The sequence below is a fragment of the Akkermansia sp. genome (genome assembly GCF_020860705.1).
Classification (GTDB): Bacteria; Verrucomicrobiota; Verrucomicrobiia; order Verrucomicrobiales; family Akkermansiaceae; genus Akkermansia.
In genome coordinates this window covers 59,268-77,921 of sequence record NZ_JAJBTT010000019.1, presented here as the reverse complement: position 1 = coordinate 77,921, position 18,654 = coordinate 59,268, and the positions used below count along the sequence as shown (strand labels likewise).

The following is an 18,654-nucleotide window of genomic DNA, read 5'->3' as shown; positions in this document are numbered from 1 at the left end:
GGTTTTGAGAGGTGCGGTGGAACACTGCCGTAAATGAGAGGATGTTTTTGCCCAGAGTTTTCAGTATGCCGGTATGGTGTTTTGCCATCCTGCCGGTTTATTCCCTGTGGAGCGCTCATGCCGGAGAGGTGGTAACCGCGCCTGTACCGGAGTTTTCCTCCCCTGCTCTGATCCCGTACCCTGCCCAAGTCACCAGGGGAACGGGGGAGGTTCGCTTTAAAAGCGTGCATGTGTATGCTTCCCCGGACATTCCACGCAGGGATGATTTGATGCGGGAGATGGAGGATGTGTTCCGGATGTCCGGCATTCCCGTTTCCCCGGAAAGGGATAGAATAGCGGAAGGCTGCGTGGCTTGGGAGCTGCGTCCTGATGCCGGGATGCAGGGGGAAAGGTATGTCCTGTCAGTCAGTCAGGGAAAGGTTGCCGTACGGGCAGGGAGCTTCAGCGGTTTTTTCAATGCCCTGCAAACGCTGAGGCAGTTGATTTCCAGAGAGGAGGATGAGTTTTTCATGCCGTTCGTGCAGATCAGTGACGAACCCGCCTTCGCCCTGCGGGGCGTCATGCTGGATGTAGGGCGTTATTACATGTCCCCCGCATTTATCAAGGAGATGATGCGCCGGGTTTCCCGCTATAAGATTAATGTACTGCATCTGCATTTGACGGATGATCCCGCCTGGAGGCTGGAGGTGAAGAAACATCCGGCCCTGACGGATGGCGCCTTTCACTGGAAGTCCCGGCAGCCGGGGAGGTTTTACACGCAGGAGCAGTTGAAGGACTTGGTGGAATACTGCGCACGGCTGAATATCCAGGTGATTCCGGAGATTGACATGCCGGGGCACAGCAGGTCTTTTACCCGGGCCATGAATACCGACATGCAGACAGAGGAGGGCGTTTCCATATTGAAGGATGTCGTGGATGAGGCCGTTTCCATATTCCCCGGCAGGTATTTCCATATGGGGTCCGATGAGGTGCACATGACCATGAAGGATTTTGTCCCGCGCATGGCGGAGTATATCCGCGGAAAGGGGAAGGAGGTGGTCGTGTGGTCGCCGGGCGGCCCGCATGATAAGGATTCCGTCTTGATGTGCTGGGGGGAGAGCGAGGTTGGAGTCAGGATGGACAAGGAGATGAAGCGCATAGACAGCAATGGTTTCTACATTGACTGGGCGGATTCCCAGTCCGGGGTGTACCAGGTGTTTTTCCAGCAGCCCTGCGAGGTTCCCAGAGGGGATGAAAAGGCTTTAGGGGCCGTCATGCCCGTGTGGTGCGACGGGAACCTGAGCAGTGAGAAAAGGGTGCTGGAACAGTATCCCTTTTATCCCTGTGCTCTGACTTTTGCGGAACGCGTCTGGCGCGGCAGTTCCACCAAGAGGAAGGATTACATGGCACAGCTTCCACCCAGGGGAACGGCCGGGTGGACGGAGTTCCGGGAGTTTGAGGAGCGTCTGGCCTCCCACCGGGACAGTTTTTTCCGGGGAGTTCCTTTTGCCTACGTGAAGCAGGCGGATATGGCGTGGAGCCTGGTGGGGCCATTCGACCACCGGGGAAGGAACGATATGTCCTTTGAACCGGAACGGAAGATTGCCGTCTCCTACCGGGATGGGGACAGAATTCTGACCTGGAAGGGCACGCCCGTTTACGGCGGTGCGGTTCATATCAGGCATCTTTTTGCGATGTTCAACATGCACCGGAACCAGTACCGGCTGGACCACTGGCCTACGCTGATGTCCGAGGATGTGGGAAAAGGTGCGGGTACCTGCTATGCGCTGACTTCCATCCGCAGCCCCAGGGAGCAGGAGGTGTGGCTGATGTTCGGCCTGAACGGCATGTGGGGGCATTCCGGGGGATACCGCAGCGCACGCGCCCCGGAGCAGGGGAGCTGGGATTTTTCCGGCGGGGACGTATGGCTGAATGGGAAGCGGGTGAAGCCTCCCAAGTGGCCGTTCAAAAGCCTGCCGTGGGGGGGATGGGGCAAGGGGCGCATTGAGGAAGCTCCGCTGACCTGGGAGGGGTATTTTTTCCGCCCTCCCGTGAAGGTGAAGCTCCGCAAGGGGGTGAACCGGGTATTGATACGCAGCGTTTTCGGCCACTGGAAGGGGGATAGCGGACAGAGGGGCTGGTTTTTCTGCTGCATTCCCGTGCTATGGGACGGCATCCATTACCGGGAGGTTCCGGGACTGGAGTATGACCCGGTCCCGGATGCCCGGTGAAAGCTTTTCGCGTCTGCCGTCAGTCTTCCGCAAAAGCGGAGAGGATGGCTTCGTGCACGTCCTGCGGGGAATGGATTTCCGGCAGGGCGGCAGGGCCAATGAATACGGGCTGCTGGTCTGCGGGTACCCGGTCCCTGCCATGGGAGCCTTTCACCTGGTCTCCGTTGAGGGGGATGACTTTCATCAGGGCGCGGAACCCCAGCTTTTTTTTCAGCAGGAAGGCGGCGGCATGGAGCATGGGGAAGGAGAGCTCCGGGTCAAAGAACATTTCCGCGGGGTCGTAGCCGGGTTTGCGGTGGATGTCCACGCAGCGGGCGAAGTCCGGGGCCTTGGCGTCGTCCATCCAGTAGTAGTAGGTGAACCAGGCATCCGGCGCCGCGATGGCGGTGAAGTCCGGCAGCCGTTCCTGAGCCGCAGGATTCAGAGCGGAGAAGTCCGTCTCACTGATTTCCTCCACGCCGGGGGTGGCGGTGAGCAGCGCTTTCACTTCCTCTTTTACGGAAGGGTCATTGATGTAAATCTGGGCTACCTGGTGGTCCGCCACGGCAAAAGCCCGTGAGGCTCCGCAGTCCAGCATTTCCGTGCCCATTTCCGGTTTGACGGTGATCCAGCCCCGTTCCCGGAAGAGGCGGTTGAGGGCAATGCTGCGGGAGACGTCGGAGATGCCGTATTCACTGAGGATGATGGGGGTGACGCCTTCCTGTTCCAGAAAGTCGATCAGGTCGCAGAGGAGCCCGTCCATAGCTTCCGCCGCCTGTGCCGCCTGGGTGGAGGAAGGACCGAATTTCTGGAGGTCATAGTCCAGGTAGGGCAGGTAGATGAGGCTGAGGCTGGGGCGGTGCTTCCGTTCAATCCACCGGGCGGAGTCCGCTATCCACCGGGAGGACTGGATGCCGGCCATGGGGCCCCAGAAGGTGGGGAAGGGGAATTCACCCAGATCTTTTTTAATGGTTTCACGGAGTTCCATGGGCTGGGTGTAAATGTCAAAGACCTTGCGGCCGTCCGCCGGGTACATGGGGCGCGGCGTCATGGTCCAGTCCGCCGTGGAGTACATGTTGTACCACCAGAAGAGCTTGGCGCAGGTGAAGCCGGGGCCGTACTGTTCCCTCAGTTTTTCCCAGAGGCGCGGTCCCTGGACCAGCTTGTTGGATTGCTTCCAGAACTGGATTTCACTCATGTTCCGGTTGTACCATCCATTGCCGGGGATGGCGTGCTCCTGCGGAGGAAGCCCCGTTACATAGGAGCTCTGCGCAGTGCAGGTAAGGGCGGGGAAGGCTGGCGGAAAGGAGGAAAGGCGGCGACCATCCGCCCAGGCGGTAAGCCGCGGCATGTGTTCCATCATCTGGCGGGAAAGGGCCACCACGTCAATGACGGCCACACGGGTGCGAGGGAGTTTCATGGGAGGAATATTACCGGTTTGATGCGGGATTTCCATCTTTCCATTTGAAAAAAACGCACGCATCCGTCATGATTCCTCGCATGGAACGTCAGGATAAACGACTTGTGGACCAGTTGCGTCCGATCAGCTTTGAAACGGGAATCGCCCCGAATGCCACGGCTTCCGTGCTGGTGACCTTCGGCCGCACCAAGGTGATTTGCGCCGTTACCATTGAAGAGGACGTGCCCCGCTGGATGAAGGTCCAGCGCGTGGAGGGCGGCTGGCTGACTGCGGAGTATTCCATGCTCCCCTATTCCACGCTTGACCGCAAGCGCCGCGACATCACGGCAGGAAAGCTGGACGGCCGTTCGAGCGAAATCCAGCGCCTGATCGGCCGTTCCCTGAGGGCCGCCGTGGATCTGGGCAAGATCGGCCAGCGCACGATCTGGGTGGACTGCGACGTGCTGCAGGCGGACGGGGGTACCCGCACCGCTTCCATTACCGGGGCTTCCGTGGCTTTGTCCATGGCGGTGAACAAGCTGGTGGCGGAAGGGAAGCTGGCGGAGTCCCCCCTGAAGAGACTGGTTTCCGCCGTGTCCGTGGGGATGCTGGGCGGGGAGGCCTTGCTGGACCTCTGTTATGTGGAGGACAAGGATGCGGAAGTGGACATGAACCTGGTGATGACAGACCAGGGAGAATTTGTGGAAGTGCAGGGCTCCGGGGAGGAAGCCGTCTTCACGGCGGACCAGATGAGCCGGATGCTGGAATTGGGACGCAAGGGCCTGGAAGAGATCGCCGAGCTTCAGCGCCAGGTGATTGCCGAGGCGGACAAGCCGGACGCCGGAGCGCTGGAAGGATTGAGCTCCTTTTTCGGCAGCGGCAGGTAGGAACGGTTTTCCCATGGCGCGGGATTTTTCCGGCCCCCCTGCAAACGGAGGGGAAGAGCAGTCCCGGCGCCTTCCCGGAGTCAAGATTTTTGTGAGAATATGCTTGTCCTGACTGGGAAATCACGTTAATAGTAGAAACGAACATAGATAACCACGTACGGTTTTCTTAAACTGTAAACATTCCATCATATCCAACAATGAAAGTATCTTTTGCAACACGCCAGTTACGCAGGGGGTTCACCCTGATCGAACTTTTGGTTGTTATCGCCATTATCGCCCTGCTGGCTTCCGTGGCGTACGGTCCGATTCTGAACCAGATCAACAAGGGCGACCAGATGCAGGCCCTGACCAACATGAAGAACGTGGGCGTGGCGATGAACGAGTTCAAGTCCAATAGCAAGCTGGGCAACTTCCCGGATGACATCACCGCTGACCGCGTGGTGGCACAGCACAACTACATGGCTGGCCTGGGCGCTCTCCAGGGCGACACCTCCAACGACTACTTCCGCCAGTTGCTGGGCAATGAGTCCGTTTCCGAAAGCAACTTCTATGCCAAGGTCCAGACTCCTTCCGGCGGTTCCACGGTTACTCCCGACGGTGAAATTTACGACGGCAAGGCCCTGACCCCCGGTGAAGTGGGTATCTCCTACGTCATGCGCAAGGGCGACAATAACAAGAAGGTAGGCATCGGCAGCTCCGTGGGCGAATATCCTCTCATGGTTACTTCCGTCCTTCCCGGTGAAGACGGCAGCACCGTCGTGGCCGGCAACGCCGTCCGCTTTGACCCGGAAAGCTTCCGTGGCAAGGTGCTGATTTTCACGACTGCCCAGAGCGCCAAGACTCTGGAACTGGACGATAACAACAATTTGCAGGACACCTTCATCCCCAAGAGAAGGGGCAAGGACGTCAGCGACCAGTTCCTGATCCTCACGCCTGATTTCAGCGGCCAGGAATAAGTTTCTTTCCATCGGCATGATTTGCACAGGGCGCATCCTTCGGGATGCGCCCTTTTTCATGGACGGCCATCCGTAAAACGAGGGAGGCTGGGTCTCCGGAGGCCCGCATGGCGGAGTGGGCGGGAAAAAAGGAAGACAGGAGTGGGACTGCCTGTGCACCGGAGGAGCCGGGGGGGAAATGCAGTGCTGGTTTTTTTTCCATGGTGATTTGACGGATGCATGGCGCATCTGGCGGGGATAGGGAACGGTTGCCTGGAAAGGGGATGCAGCGTCTTTTCCCATAAATCCAGGGTGCCTTGTATGGCAACGGTCTTGAAGGAGGAGGCTGTGCCGGATCCTTCTTCAATCTTCCGGGGAGTTTAGAATCCCCTGCCTGCTGATACGGTTACAAGCGGAGTTAAAAGGCGCTGTGCTGTTAGTCCGTAGCCGTTTCCCCCTATCGTTTCTTCCGTCCGGAAAGAGCGGTATAGCGGTTTTCTCCCCCCTTTATGGACAAATCCGGTGCATGATTTTCAGACGGGCAGGTGCATAAGAAAGGCGTTCCAGCCTTGAAAAGCCGGAACGCCTTAATGGGAAAAAGAGGATGGATTTATTTGCCTGCGAGCGTGCCGAAGACGTTGATTTCCGCTGCGGACGCGCTGTTGCCGTCCAGCGAGTTCGTGCCGGTGAAGCGGAAGTAGCGTACGGGTTCCTTGACGTTCTTGAGGTTGACGGATTGCTCGATGGGATTGGCGCGGAGGTTGGAGAATTCACCTTCCGCCGCCTTCGTCCAGGTTTTTCCGTCCGGGCTTACTTCAAACTGGTATTTGTCCGTCATTCCGGAGGTTTTTCCATCTTGCCTGGGCAGGTAGGAGAAGCTGGAGACCTGGTAGGGTTTGCCCATGTCCACCACAAAGGATTGAGGCGCCTCAGCCTTGGCGAACCAGGAGGTTTCCGGATTATCGTCAATGGCTGCTGCTGCGTTTCCGGAAGTAGCATTTTTCACCTTCCACCCGGTTTTGCTGATGCCGAATTTGGCCTGGCTGACGGGACCCAGCTTGCCGTTGGAGAATTGGCAGCGGGCCTTGACGGTGCCGCTGTCCGCAAATTTGGCGCCCTGGCTGTAGACGGGGGAACCTTCCTTGGGTTCGCTGCCGTCCGTCGTGTACAGGATTTTGTTCTTGCCGTCCGCAAGGATGATGAGGTTGTCTCCGCGGCGGAAGATGGAGGGCCGCACGGCGCCTGCCGGCTGGCGGAAGAGGGAGAATTCTGAGATGCAGGGCGTGGCCTGGCTGCCCGTGATGCGCAGACGCAGCTTCTGGGTGGTGATGGGGCGGTTCAAACGCCGCATGACCTGGTTGCCGATGGTTTTCCCTTCATTGTCGATGCAGACCCATTTGCCGTTGATGAAGGCGTCAATGTTAAAGGAGTCCACGCGCTGGCCCAGGCGGATCTGTTCGCGCAGCCGGATGACGTCGAAGGTGGCGGGTTTGGGCAGCGTGATGAAGGCGGTGGGCGTCAAGTTGTCGTCCTCCACGGCCCAGTAGGTTTCCATGTTGCCGTCCGTCATGTTGGAGGGGGCGAATTTCTTGTCATTGCCGCGCGTCTGGCTGGCCGTGACGGTGGCGCCCAGGGCGTAGTCCTTGGCATACAGCTTGTCACGCAGTTCCTTGAATTCCAGCAGGGATTTAACGTCCGCAGGGTCCAGCTTCCCGGTTTTGTCCGCCGCCACGTTCAGGATTAGGTTGGCTCCGCGTCCCACGGAGTCAAACCATACCTGCATGAGTTCTTCCGGAGATTTGACGCGGGAAGCCTGCCCCTGGTGCCAGAACCAGCCGGAATGGTTGATGGTGGTATCCCCTTCCGCCGGCACCCAGCGTTCTCCGCCGCGTTTGCCGGTTCCTCCGCCTCCGCCGTTCAGCCCTACCGTGCTCCAGTGGGGATAGTTGACGTGGCCTTTTTCAGAGCCGCCCCAGCGGGCGTCTCCGTAGTGGCCCGCGCCCCAGATGATGCAGTTGGGCTGGATTTTGCGGATCATCTCCACGATTTTCTCAAAGTTGTAGTACTTTTCCGCATCGCCGATGTTGCGCTTTTCCTTGGCTCCACCGTAGTAGCCGTCCCCCCCGTTGGCTCCGTCAAACCAGATTTCAAAGACGGGGCCGTAGTTGGTCAGCAGTTCGCGGATTTGCTTGTAATAAACGTCCAGATAGCCTTCCTTGCCATAGTCCGCATTGTTGCGGTCCCACGGGCTGAGGTAGGTGCCGAATTTGATGCCGTGTTTTTTGCAGGCCTGGGCGAATTCCTTGACCACGTCTCCCTTGCCGTTTTTCCACGGGCTTTGGGTAATGTTGTGGTCCGTGGACTTGGTGGGCCACGCGCAGAAGCCGTCGTGGTGTTTGGCCGTGTAAATCATTCCTTTCATTCCGCCCTTTTTAAAGGTAGCGACGATGTCGGAGGCATTGAAATCCGTTGGATTGAAGATTTTCGGGTTTTCGTCTCCATATCCCCATTCCCTTCCTGTGAAGGTGTTCAGGCCGAAGTGGATAAAACCGTAGAATTCCATGCGTTGCCAGTTGACCTGGGATGGAGTGGGCACGGCTCCGTAGGGTTTGGGAGGGTCTGCGGCCCATCCGGGCAGCGTGGAAGCGGAGAGAGCCGTTCCGAGGAGGAGGCAGGAGAGTTTGTTCATGCAGAAAAAAGTATGTTGAAGAAATACGGGGAATGTCCCCTTCTTCTTTCATAGGAAGGTTTGGCTGTCAAGTTGAAAGGGAACGGAAAAAGAGGGATGGGGCGTGTTAGCAGCTTCTAACTCCGACATGCGGGGAATTCCGCTTGATACGGGCCAGGCACCCGTTTAGCATACAAAGGAATTTTGTTCCCATGTTCTACTTCCGTTTTTTACTGCTGGCGCTGTTTTTTTTGACCGGGTCTGCATTGATCAGTGAGGGCGCTCCTGTTTACATGGCCCGGCGGGACAGCAAGTTCGCGCTCGTACCCCTTTGCGACGGTTTTGATTTTCCGGTGGGCAAGCCTGACGGCAACGGCTATTACCGGTCCCGCGGCCTGCGCGTGAAAAGCCCCCGCCACATGGGCGAGGACTGGAACGGCAATGGCGGCGGCAATTCCGACCTGGGCGATCCCGTTTATTCCGTGGGCCACGGGGTGGTGACGTATGCGGCGGACGCCCGCGGCGCATGGGGAAAGGTAGTCATTGTCCGGCATGCCTTCCGCGAACCCAAGTCCGGAAAGGTCCTGTGCTGCCAGACTCTTTACGCCCATTTGAACGATATTAACGTCGTGCTGGGGCAGCTGGTGCTCCGCGGCACCCAGGTAGGCACCATCGGCACGAATCGCGGCATGTACCCGGCCCACCTTCATGTGGAGCTGCATTACAATCCGGACGTGAATTGCGGTCACCAGGGGATTCCGAAGACGGAGCGCAATTACGGGCGGTTGACGGATTTTATCAACCGTTTCCGCCGTCTGCCTCTGGAAAAGAGGATGGTGCGCGTGCCCATCGGCGGGTTCCTGCCTTACAAGGGTACGGAGGGGCTTTGATTTTTGATGAATGACGGGCGGTGAAGCTGTGTATTTTCGGCGGTTCGTTTGATCCCGTGCATGAGGGGCATGTTCGCGTGGCCGCCCATGCCCGTGAATATTGCAGGCTGGACCGCGTACTGTTCATGCCGTGCTCCCTGTCTCCACTGAAGGATCAGGCCCCCGCCGTAACGGATGACCAGCGCTGCCGGATGATTGAGCTGGCGCTCCGGGGGATGGACTGGGCCGTGCTTGACCGAACGGATTTGAACCTTCCGCCGCCCTCGTGGTCATGGAGGGTGGCTGAGTGCACGGCGGACCGTTATCCCGGGGCGGAGCTGTTCTGGCTGATGGGGAAGGACCAGTGGGATTCACTGGAACAGTGGGGCCGCTGGGAGCACCTGGCCGGACTGGTGACGTTCATCGTGTACCACCGTGGCGGAGAGCCGCTGCCCAGGGAAAGGGTGCGCGCCGTTTTCATTGGCGGGGACGAGCCCGCTTCTTCTACCCGCGTGCGGCAGGATCTCCGTGCGGGTGTATGTCCGGTGCCCCATTTGAATCCGGAGGTGGAGGGCCTGATCAGGCGGGAAGGCCTGTATGGAGTCGTGCAGGGATAAGAGGGGAGCCTCCTGTTTTTGCCTCATTCCGTCTTGTCTTCAGGGGACTCTGCCGGGTAGTGGACCTGCATCAGCGTGAGGCCGTCCGGAGGGGCGCAGAACGGGCTTTTGTCGCCCGGGTGCGGAAGGTTGATCAGGCGCGCCAGTTCTTCCAGCGCCATTTTCCCCCGCGCCGCTTCATGGGCAGCCCCCGCCATGAGGCGCACCATCTTGTAGAGAAAACCCGTTCCGGTAAAGGTGATGAAGACATGCTCCCCCTCCTGCCTCACGTCCGCCTGCGTGATGGTGCGGCGGAAGTAATCCGCCGGGATGGGGCGCGGTTCGTTGCCGCGAAGGGCGGCAAAGGCCGTGAAATCGTGCGTTCCCAGGAAGAGGCTGACGGCCTGTTCCAGCGTGTCCGTGCTCCAGGATAGTGGACGGTGCCAGGCCAGTCCGGCGTCAAAGGGGCTGAGGACGGGTGCACGGGAGATGCAGTACCGGTAGGTTTTTCCTGACGCGCTGAACCGGGCATGAAAGCCGGGATGCACGTATTCCGCGTGAGTGATCCGTATGGTCCGGGGCAGGCGGGTGTTGAGGGCGGTGGGCCATTTGTCCGCCGGAATGCGGTGGGTGTCCGGCGCATCCACATGGAAGACCTGGCCCAGCGCATGCACGCCGGCATCCGTCCTGCCGGAGCCGTGGATACGGACGGGAAAACTGAAAAGGGCGGAAAAGGCGCGTTCCAGGACGTCCTGCACGGTGCGTCCCCCCGGCTGGCTTTGCCAGCCCAGGTACGGGCGACCGTCGTACGCGGCGGTGAAACGGATGCGGGCCATGCGGGTGATTGTGTTGGAACGGTCCGGTTTTGGCAAGAGGCAAGTGCCGGGCGGTGACGGTTTGGAATGGATGCCGGGCGTTCCTTCCGCTCTCTAGCTTGGAGGCCATTAAAAGATGGCTATACGAATACAGGATTTTGGGATGTTGCATGTGGCTCCGGATTTGTCCGGCGTGATTCCGCTGAACGCGTTTGAGGCACAGGCCGCCGGGGTGAGGAACCTGGCGGCGGGCGTGATGGATTTGGCCGGGACGGCGGGAACCGCACTGGCGGAGATGCAGGAGGTGAGGGACGCCGGACAGTGGGCGCAGGCCCGCGACGGCATGTACCGCTTTGAACAGGACATAATGCGGGAACTGGAAGCCGGAGGTGAGCCGGACCGTCTTCAGGAGAGGTGGAAGAAGGCGTTGTCTGAAAGGCTCCCGTCCTATCTGCCGGACCGGATGTCCGCCCCGGTCAGGGAGCGAGTGGACCTGGCGCGGGAAAATTTGGAGACTGCCGGAACTATTTATTTGCAGAAGATGTCCCGCCTGGGGCAGTTGGAAAAGGCGCGCCAGTCTTGGGCGGGAGGGGTGCGGACCGCCGTGGAGCAGGGGGATTCCGGATTGGCTGAACGCAGGATTGAGGAGGGACGCGGCGTATTTGTGACCGGGGATGAAGCCGCCCGCATGGCGGAAGAGGCCCGCAGCCGTGTGGCCGTGAACCAGGCGGTGCAGGAGGTTCGCCGTGATCCGGCGGCGGCTGTACGCCTTGTTTCCGGGGGGCAGGATGAACCGCAGACTCCTGAGGAAAGGAAGGTGGCGGAAGAGGCGGTGGCCGCGTATGGAGAACTGAAGCGGCGTTACGCGGATTCCGTTGCCCGCACCGTCTCCGGGGGAGGGTTGCTGCGGGATGACGGACTGGCGAATGCGGAGAAGTATGGCTTGATCAGTTCCGAGCAGTTGAGGCGTTATACGGCCTCCCGGGACCGGCGGAAGGAGGCGGAGTTTTCCGGCATCAGCGTCCCGGGGGATGACATGCTGCTGTGCCGTATGACCTGCCTGGTTGATGAAGATTGCGGGGGGGACGGTGATGCGGATGCCATGATTGAGGTGGCTACTTCCGGCCTTCCCGCGCCGCAGGTGGAGAGGCTTCTCCGGAGGCGCGAGGTGATGATGAACGTTCCCCTGGAGACCCGCCGCGCAGCTTCCCGCCGCCTGGCTTCCATGTTCCGGAACGGGGCCTGGGGACCGTCGGCGGACGCCCGTGCCGTGGAGGAATGGAAGCGCGTCCAGATGGAATTGATGGAGGCGGTGAAAAGGTCTCCGGAACAGCCTGCGGCGGAGCTGGAGAAAGTTTTTGAGAAGGAAAACCGCCTGCAGGATGCGGGCTGGGTGGGATTCAGGGATATGAACAACGGAAAGGAAGGAAAGTGATGATGGAAAATGAGATGAACCGGGAAGAAGGCGGGGCTCTTCTGATGGAAGAGGGTGCGCCGGAAATAACCCCCTCCCGTATGGAGGAAAACCATGTTCGGAAGGAGGATGCGGCGTTCGCCGGAGCTTCCGGCGCGGGAGGGGCCCCGGAGCAGGAGGCGATGGCGCGTGAGGAGTACTGGAACAGCGTGCTGACGGGGGATGTGATGACCATTCCGCGGGAAGTGAGGCAGAAGGCTGAAGCCATGTATGCGCCCGGAACGGCTGACCGCGAACGGGTGGCCGCGTGCGTGATGCAGTCATGGGTGGCGGATTCAGGGGGGATTCCCCGCGAACGCATCCGGAAGGACTGGAAGGACATCCGGGAACAGGTGGCGCGGCAGTATGGAGCGTCCGGGAGTTCGGATGACGAGTTGTTTGTAGCGGTATCCATGCACAACCAGGTGCGTCTTTCCCAGCGGGAGACGTTGTTTGAACTGTATCAGGAGGAGTATGACCGGACACTGGCCGGAAACGGAGCGGCGCCGGATGAACGGCGGCGGGAGGCCGTTTCCGCCTGGCCGGAGGATTTGCAGGCCGTGGCGGAACAGTTGAAGAGCAGGGCCGTGTCTGACGCCCTGGATGACAGGAATCGTCTGGCTTCCGCTGCCGGAATCATTCGCAAGGGACTGGAAGGGCTGGTAGCCAATGAGGTTCCCGCTCCCGGGGATTTTCCCGCCGTGCAGATGAACAGGAAAGTGGCCACCGGGGTTCCGGACGTGGTGCGCGCCGTGGATTGCTTGGCGTCCCTGGGTGAAGGGGACCGTCAGAAGGTGTTTCGCATGATGGCTCCCTTCCTGCGCACCCAGCCCGCTTTCCGGACTGCCCTGGGGGGCGCACTGAAACGGGGCGCGGCGGAAGCGGCGGAGAATGTGGCCCAGCTGGCCGTGAACGGTGCGGCGTGGGCCTTTCCGGAGGGACGGGAAAAGGAGGCGCTGGACAGGTACTCCCGGAGTTTTGAAGAGCTGCGGAATTTTGCCCGGATGGAGTTTGCTCCCCTGCGCGGGGGCAAGGATGCCCCCTGGTTCCGGGAAATGCTGGTGGACATGGCCCAGCAGGGCGCATCCACGGCGCTGGCGTTTGGCGGTCCGGCAGGGCTGGGCGTTCTGATGGCCGGGGAAACTGGCCGTCACATGGCGGATGCACGGCGCATGAATCCGGACGGCGTGTTTGATGCCCAGATGGGCGGAGCCGTCGTTTCCGGGGGCGTGAACACCCTGCTTTCCTTCGGGATGACAAAGCTGGGCCAGCGGATGCTGGGGCAGGGGATGCGGGCCTTCCGTGCCATGAGATCCTCTGCCGGAAGCGTGGGGGCGGTTCTTTCCGGAACGGGCGCCGTAGCGGCGGATGCCGTGAAGATGGCGGCGGAGAATAAGCTGATGGAGCTGACCCCCATGGTGGTTCAGGAAGGAGTGGGGGCTGCTACGGGCAGGGAATCCGGCGTGGACTGGGAGGGATGGAAGGAAAGGCAGATGTCCGTGGACGACCAGTTGAGGGAGGCGGCCATGATGATGCCGTTTCTGCTGATCGGCGCCGGTAAGGCTTCCCTGAGCCATTTCCGCCATGCCGGAACGTTGCTGGGGGATGGTGCGCCGCTGAAGGTGTTCGGCATTCCGGAGGAAACGGCTGCCCGCATCCTGCGGGAGAAGGACGTGCGCCGCGCCGGGGAGATGCTTCAGAAATCCCTGCGTGATTCCCCCCTGTGGGGGTCCCTGTATATTTCCAGAAAAGCTCTGGAATGGTCCCGCGTGCTGGATGAAGCCGGGGAACCCTTTTTAAGGACGGAGCAGGACGTAAGGGATTTTCTGGAGATGCCCTCCCCTGTCCGTACGAAGCCTTGGAAAATGAGGGATTTTCCTGAGTCTGAAGCGGCCTTGAAGAAGCTTTTCCCCCATCCGGACCATGTGGAGGCCAGGACCAGATGGTTGCTGCGGGCCGGGCTGCCCCGCGTGGGAGAGTCCGCTGGCGCGGACGGGCGGCCCGTTTATGGGGCGGAGCCTGCTCCCGGCGTGGCGATGAAGAGGACGCAGGGCCGGAATTCCGTAGAGGAGGCCCTTTCCTCCTGGTATGAAGCCCTGTGCCGTATGGAAGAGGAGGACCTGGGGTTATCTCGGAACAGGAACGGGCGGGAAATTCCGTGGCGTTTGAGAAATGCGGCGGACTATGACGTGAATGCGGACGCCCTGCGCCGGACGTTTGTGGAAGACAGGCTGAAGAAGCGCGCCTACCGTCCGTACAGGATGCTGCTGCTGGCTTATCCGGAGGAAGCGGGACGCAGTGCGGGGCTTTCCGGCAGGGACTGGGACGCCGTCACTGTGGAAATGGACCGCAGAACGCGCGCCAATGTTTATGAGGGGGTGATGGAGCGGGTGCACGGGGCTTCCCATGAAGAGGTGTCCGGCCATGTGGCCCTCCGCTTGTGGCAGTCGTTTTGCCGTGATGAGGTTTCCTGTGCCAGGGCGCACCGCTGGCTGGAGGAGGGGAGCGCCCTGCTGCATGCCCCGGATTTGCTGGCCCGCGCGTCGGACCCGGAAGGCCTGGCCGCCGCCCTGTCCCGCATGAGCGGCATGATGGCCTCCCTGGGGGACAGGGAACGCCACGGGGTAAGCCCGGAATTGCGGGAGATGAACCGTTTTGTATGGGGAACCCAGGCGGATGTGAACAGTTTGTTCCATGTGCTTCCCAACATGAAGGAGTTTGATGTGCATGTGGGGCGCGGCTATACGCCGGTGGAAAGCTACGGACGGCTGTTGTCCCGTTTTTTGGAAGTGGAGCCGGAGCAGGTGGCCCGTTATGCCTCCGTACTGGATGCGCCGCGGCTGGATGCCGGACCGGAGCAGGCGGTTCCGCGCATCTATCCGGGCACGAAAAAGGCGGTGGAAAATCTTTCCCTCCTGTCTCCGCGCCTGTTCCAGTCGTCGCAGGGCGGGGAAGGCGGGGAAAAGCTGTGGAGGGTGCGGTACCCCAATGGCAAATGGTCGGCCTGGCACTCTTCCCGGGAGGCAGCCGGGGCGGACCTGATGGCCAACGTTTCCATGATGTTTTCCCCTGCCTGCACGGCCAAGAGGGATTTGATCCGGAGCTGGGAATGGCATGCCCGCAGCGGGCATCCGGAATGGGATACCAATTACCTGCGGTTGACCTCCGGGCTGGAAAACGTGCAGGGGGAACGCCTTTCCTGCCTGTATGACAGCCTGACGGCCATGGCGGTGGCGGATATGCTGAAGGCGGGTTATGGCCTGCGCGGAGCCGTGGGTTCCGGAGACCGCCTGGAGGTGACGGGCAGGGGCCGCGTGGCCGCTGAAACGCTGATGAGTCCTGATGCCCTGAGGGAGCGCATGGATATTCACGGCAAGTATGTGGGGGACGTGCAGCAGCTGGGCGTGGATGCGGACAATCTGCCCGTACCCACGGCCAAGGGGCTCGTGATGCACCGGCTGCGGCTTCATAATACGCACAATCCCCTGGCCCTGATTGAGGACAAGGCGGAGGTCGTCTGGGACCGGCTGATGCGCACGGACCAGATTTCTCCGGAGGGCGCCTGGGAGATGCTTCAGCATCTGGGCCGCGTTCCCCGCCGCCGGGGGCTGCCCGGAGAGACGGAGCTGATTGAGGAACTGTCCCAGCTTTCCAAAGAGTATTTTTTTGCCCATCTGGATCATGACGCCGTTCCGGAAACGGTGGCTTCATGGGCACGCTACGGGGCCGCAAGCCCGGACAGGGCTCCCGAACCCCTGGAGGAACTGGTGCGCCGCGCCGCGGAGTTGAAGAAAACGCTGAAGGAGGGGCCTGGTACCGCCGAGTTCATGGGCATGCTCCGTGAGACGGTGGGAATGAATGACCGGATACGGGCGGAACGCGCCTGGAATGCAGGGAGCGGGGAAGTGCGCCTGCCCATGATGGAGAGGTATTCCCACAGCCTGATGACAGGCAGGCTTTTGTCCACGGCTCCGGACCACGTGAGGGAAGACCTGGTGCGTTCCCTGTCCAGGCTGGACGGATACAGCGGCTCCGACCGCAGGATGGAACGTCTGGCGGAACGCCGCATGACGGAACTGGCCGCGGCTTTGAGGGAATTTCCCCAATTGAATTTGTGGCGGCCGGATCCGGAACATCCCGGCTTGTACCTGCATTTGGTGAAGCGCCCGTTCAGGGAAGGGGCAAGACAGGGCGTCCTGCGCACGAAGGAGGTTTCTCTGGCGGCGATGGGGGATCCCCTCCCGCAGCCCGTTCTGGACGCCCCCTTGTATGTGGAAGATGATTTTTCCGTCAGGCGCGGCGTTCCTGCGCCAGCCGCATGGCGCAGCCGTCCGGACGTGGTCCGGGCGGTGGAGACGCTGGACGCGGTGCGGCGTGATTTTGCGGGCCGGCCTGAGGCCGCGGAGTCCGGCGTTATTTGGCGGGGAAGGACGTACCGGATTGATTCCAAAGAGGCTCCCCAGGGAGTCACGGATGCCTGGCGCCGGGAGCTTCCCCTGGATGAAGCCGCCTCCCTGATTGATGTTCTGGACCGCAGGCAGGATGAGATGAAAGGGGGCATGCTCCCCTTCCTGCCTGATCCGGAGGAGGCGCGCGCGATGTATGCCAATTGCGTGATTTACCGTGATCCGGACGATCCGGGGCATACCGTGCGCCTGATGCCGGGCGTTCCGGAAAGTCCTGTGCGTCCGGCGCGCGCGCCGTACGTGGTGCATGCGTGGAATGGCGTTTATCTGGACAGAAGGGGGCTGCCTGCGGGGTCCGAGCGGGATTCCTATATTCCGCTGGAGTGCTTCACGGGAGCCGGGGAGGAACCCTCCCTGAAAACCGTGCAGGAGAGCCGTGGCCGGTCTCTGGGCCGGATTCTTGAAACGCTGGGGAATGAGGATGCCCAGGAACGCTTCTGGTGGAACAGGGAACAGGCCGTGGGGTGCTTCATGGAAGATGTCATCAGGCTGTATGAGGAGCTGGGCGTGCGTGAAGGCTATTTGCGCGGGAAGCTTGACCTGTTTGATCCCGTGATGGTGCAGGCGCTGCGCTTTGTCTCCCATGTGCTGAACGATCCTCTGGCGTACCGCCTGCCCCTGGACAGGGGGACGGATGCCCTGAAGGGAATGACGGGGGAGGGAGCATTGCTGAAGAAGCTGGTGGAGGAACATGGAAACTTTTAATCAGCTGACAGAATCCTGGAGCCTGCCGTGGCAGTCCGTCCTGTCCAGCCAGCTCTGGCGGCTGGAACATCTGTACTGGATAGAAAACAAGGCCGGCCAGCTTCAGCGTTTTTCCCTGAACAGGGCCCAGCGGCGGCTGCATGAGCGGCTGTGGTACAGGAACGACATCCTGAAAGCGCGCCAGCTGGGCATTTCCACGTATGTGGCCATGCTGATGCTGGACATGAGCCTGTTCCGGTCCAATTTCCATTGCGGCATTATTGACAAGAGCCTTCCGGACGCCCAGCAGAAGCTCGCCAAGCTGCATTTCGCCTGGGACCATCTGGATTACGTGCCGCCCAATCCTTCCGCGATGGATGTGGCGCTGGCCCGGCTGGGAGAGAGGATCAAGAGCCTGTCCGGCGTGGAGAAGAAGGGGGAATGGCGTCCCTGCACGGCCGCACGCACCCGCCTGGCTTTTGCCAACGGAAGCGATGTGCGCGTGGGGACGAACCTGCGCGGGGGCACCATGCAGTTCCTGCACGTTTCCGAACTGGCGCATGTTTCCGTGCATGCGCCGTGGCGGGCCAGGGAGATCCGCACGGGGGCAATCAATACGGTGCCTCCCGGCGGCTTCATCCTGAAGGAGAGCACCCATGAGGGAGGGCGGTACGGCGTGAATTACGAATTGACGCGCCAAGCCATGGAAAACCTGGGAAAAAGCGAGCTCTCCCCCCTGGATTTCCGGTTTTTCTTTTTCAGCTGGTTTGACCAGGAGGAATATACATTGCCCGGCCGTGGCAGATGGAGCCGGGAACTGGATGAGTATTTCCTGTCTCTGGAACGGGAAACGGGAGTAACGCTGGATTCCGGCCAGAAAAGGTGGTACGCCCGCATGGCCCGGGTGATGGGGGCCGCCATGAAGCAGGAGTATCCGGGAACGCCGCAGGAAGCTTTTGCCACCGGGGAGGAAGGTAGCATTTACGGCAGCCGCATCATGGCCCTGCGGGAGCAGGGGCGGGTGGGGATGGAGTTTGCCGCGGACCCCGGCGCGCCATCCTTCACGGCGTGGGACCTGGGCCTGAGCGACCATACGGCCATCTGGCTTGTGCAGGTGATGGGGGACAGCTTCCACTGGCTGGACCATTATGCCGCCAACCAGCAGCCCCTGGCCCACTATGTGGAAAAGATGCGGGAATGGGAAAAGCTGCACGGTGTGGCGGTTACGGCGCATCTGCTGCCTCATGACGCGGCGCGGAGGGATGCGCACGGTGTTTCCTACGTAGAGAACATGGGGCGGCTGGGATTGGGGAACGTGCGCGTCGTTCCCAGGACCACGGATGTCTGGAGGGGAATCAATACCCTGCGGGAACTGCTGGAACGCAGCTTCTTTCATGCCCGCACCCAGGAGAGGGTGCGCAACATGCGCGGAGAGGAGGAACCCGGAGGGGTGGAACATCTGGAATTGTACAGGTCCAGGCCGCCCGGTGCGGGTGGTTCCGTAGCGGAAAGCCCCGTGCATGACGGACATTCCCATACGGCGGATGCCGCGCGCACGTTTGCGGAGGCGTGGTCCCACGGACTGCTTCACGGGCCTGTGAATGAGGGGAGCCGCGGCAGGCGCGCCCGGATGTGGTGAGGATGCGGAACGGGAACGGAAAAGAATTTTTTGATTGATGGTTGACAGTTTTGT

Annotated in this window: 11 protein-coding genes; 8 read left to right on the top strand and 3 right to left on the bottom strand. The window is 60.9% G+C overall.

Going from position 1 to position 18,654, the window contains the following annotated elements:
• Positions 1-65: 65 nt before the first annotated feature.
• On the top strand, positions 66-2,210 hold the full coding sequence (locus LIO64_RS04110; protein ID WP_290548180.1) for a family 20 glycosylhydrolase: 2,145 nt from the start codon (positions 66-68) through the stop codon (positions 2,208-2,210).
• Between the two features lie 19 nt (positions 2,211-2,229).
• Here the strand turns inward: LIO64_RS04110 and LIO64_RS04105 are convergent, their stop codons facing one another.
• Positions 2,230-3,609: a nucleotide pyrophosphatase/phosphodiesterase family protein gene (locus tag LIO64_RS04105; RefSeq protein WP_290548179.1), complete on the bottom strand. Its 1,380-nt coding sequence runs from the start codon at positions 3,607-3,609 to the stop codon at positions 2,230-2,232.
• Positions 3,610-3,689: 80 nt separating this feature from the next.
• Between LIO64_RS04105 and rph the strand changes: the two genes are divergently transcribed.
• A complete protein-coding gene (gene rph, locus LIO64_RS04100; protein WP_290548178.1) occupies positions 3,690-4,475 on the top strand; it encodes a ribonuclease PH in 786 nt (261 codons plus the stop codon).
• Positions 4,476-4,672: 197 nt separating this feature from the next.
• Positions 4,673-5,431, top strand: a complete 759-nt coding sequence (locus LIO64_RS04095; protein WP_290548177.1) for a type II secretion system protein — start codon at positions 4,673-4,675, stop codon at positions 5,429-5,431.
• Positions 5,432-6,020: 589 nt separating this feature from the next.
• Here the strand turns inward: LIO64_RS04095 and LIO64_RS04090 are convergent.
• Complete coding sequence (locus LIO64_RS04090) at positions 6,021-8,099, bottom strand: alpha-L-fucosidase (protein ID WP_290548176.1); 2,079 nt, start codon at positions 8,097-8,099, stop codon at positions 6,021-6,023.
• Between the two features lie 191 nt (positions 8,100-8,290).
• Between LIO64_RS04090 and LIO64_RS04085 the strand changes: the two genes are divergently transcribed.
• Both LIO64_RS04085 and nadD read left to right on the top strand, forming a co-directional pair.
• Positions 8,291-8,968, top strand: coding sequence for a M23 family metallopeptidase (locus tag LIO64_RS04085; RefSeq protein ID WP_290548175.1), 678 nt, complete (start codon positions 8,291-8,293; stop codon positions 8,966-8,968).
• A gap of 20 nt (positions 8,969-8,988) precedes the next feature.
• Positions 8,989-9,564, top strand: a complete 576-nt coding sequence (gene nadD, locus LIO64_RS04080; protein WP_290548174.1) for a nicotinate (nicotinamide) nucleotide adenylyltransferase — start codon at positions 8,989-8,991, stop codon at positions 9,562-9,564.
• Between the two features lie 23 nt (positions 9,565-9,587).
• Here nadD and truA read toward each other — a convergent pair whose 3' ends face one another.
• The gene (gene truA, locus LIO64_RS04075) at positions 9,588-10,379 is read right to left on the bottom strand and encodes a tRNA pseudouridine(38-40) synthase TruA (protein ID WP_290548173.1); all 792 of its coding nucleotides are present in this window, start codon (positions 10,377-10,379) and stop codon (positions 9,588-9,590) included.
• Positions 10,380-10,494: 115 nt separating this feature from the next.
• Between truA and LIO64_RS04070 the strand changes: the two genes are divergently transcribed.
• From LIO64_RS04070 to LIO64_RS04060, 3 genes are read left to right on the top strand one after another with little or no spacing between them, the layout of a single operon-like run.
• Complete coding sequence (locus LIO64_RS04070) at positions 10,495-11,793, top strand: hypothetical protein (RefSeq protein ID WP_290548172.1); 1,299 nt, start codon at positions 10,495-10,497, stop codon at positions 11,791-11,793.
• Positions 11,793-16,982 carry a hypothetical protein gene (locus tag LIO64_RS04065; RefSeq protein WP_290548171.1) on the top strand — a complete coding sequence of 1,730 codons (5,190 nt, stop codon included), beginning with the start codon at positions 11,793-11,795 and terminating at the stop codon, positions 16,980-16,982. Before LIO64_RS04070 ends, LIO64_RS04065 begins: the two co-directional genes overlap by 1 nt.
• Entirely contained in the window at positions 16,969-18,600 is a 1,632-nt protein-coding gene (locus LIO64_RS04060) for a hypothetical protein (protein ID WP_290548170.1), read from the top strand. The genes LIO64_RS04065 and LIO64_RS04060 overlap by 14 nt, the downstream gene beginning before the upstream one ends.
• Positions 18,601-18,654: the final 54 nt, after the last annotated feature.

Excerpts from the sequence above, each read along its gene's own strand:
- rph (WP_290548178.1), top strand. The coding sequence starts at position 3,690 with ATGGAACGTCAGGATAAACGACTTGTGGACCAGTTGCGTCCGATCAGC.
- LIO64_RS04060 (WP_290548170.1), top strand. The coding sequence starts at position 16,969 with ATGGAAACTTTTAATCAGCTGACAGAATCCTGGAGCCTGCCGTGGCAG.
- LIO64_RS04105 (WP_290548179.1), bottom strand. The coding sequence starts at position 3,609 with ATGAAACTCCCTCGCACCCGTGTGGCCGTCATTGACGTGGTGGCCCTT.
- LIO64_RS04085 (WP_290548175.1), top strand. The coding sequence starts at position 8,291 with ATGTTCTACTTCCGTTTTTTACTGCTGGCGCTGTTTTTTTTGACCGGG.
- LIO64_RS04110 (WP_290548180.1), top strand. The coding sequence starts at position 66 with ATGCCGGTATGGTGTTTTGCCATCCTGCCGGTTTATTCCCTGTGGAGC.
- truA (WP_290548173.1), bottom strand. The coding sequence starts at position 10,379 with ATGGCCCGCATCCGTTTCACCGCCGCGTACGACGGTCGCCCGTACCTG.
- LIO64_RS04095 (WP_290548177.1), top strand. The coding sequence starts at position 4,673 with ATGAAAGTATCTTTTGCAACACGCCAGTTACGCAGGGGGTTCACCCTG.
- LIO64_RS04070 (WP_290548172.1), top strand. The coding sequence starts at position 10,495 with ATGGCTATACGAATACAGGATTTTGGGATGTTGCATGTGGCTCCGGAT.
- LIO64_RS04090 (WP_290548176.1), bottom strand. The coding sequence starts at position 8,099 with ATGAACAAACTCTCCTGCCTCCTCCTCGGAACGGCTCTCTCCGCTTCC.
- LIO64_RS04065 (WP_290548171.1), top strand. The coding sequence starts at position 11,793 with ATGATGGAAAATGAGATGAACCGGGAAGAAGGCGGGGCTCTTCTGATG.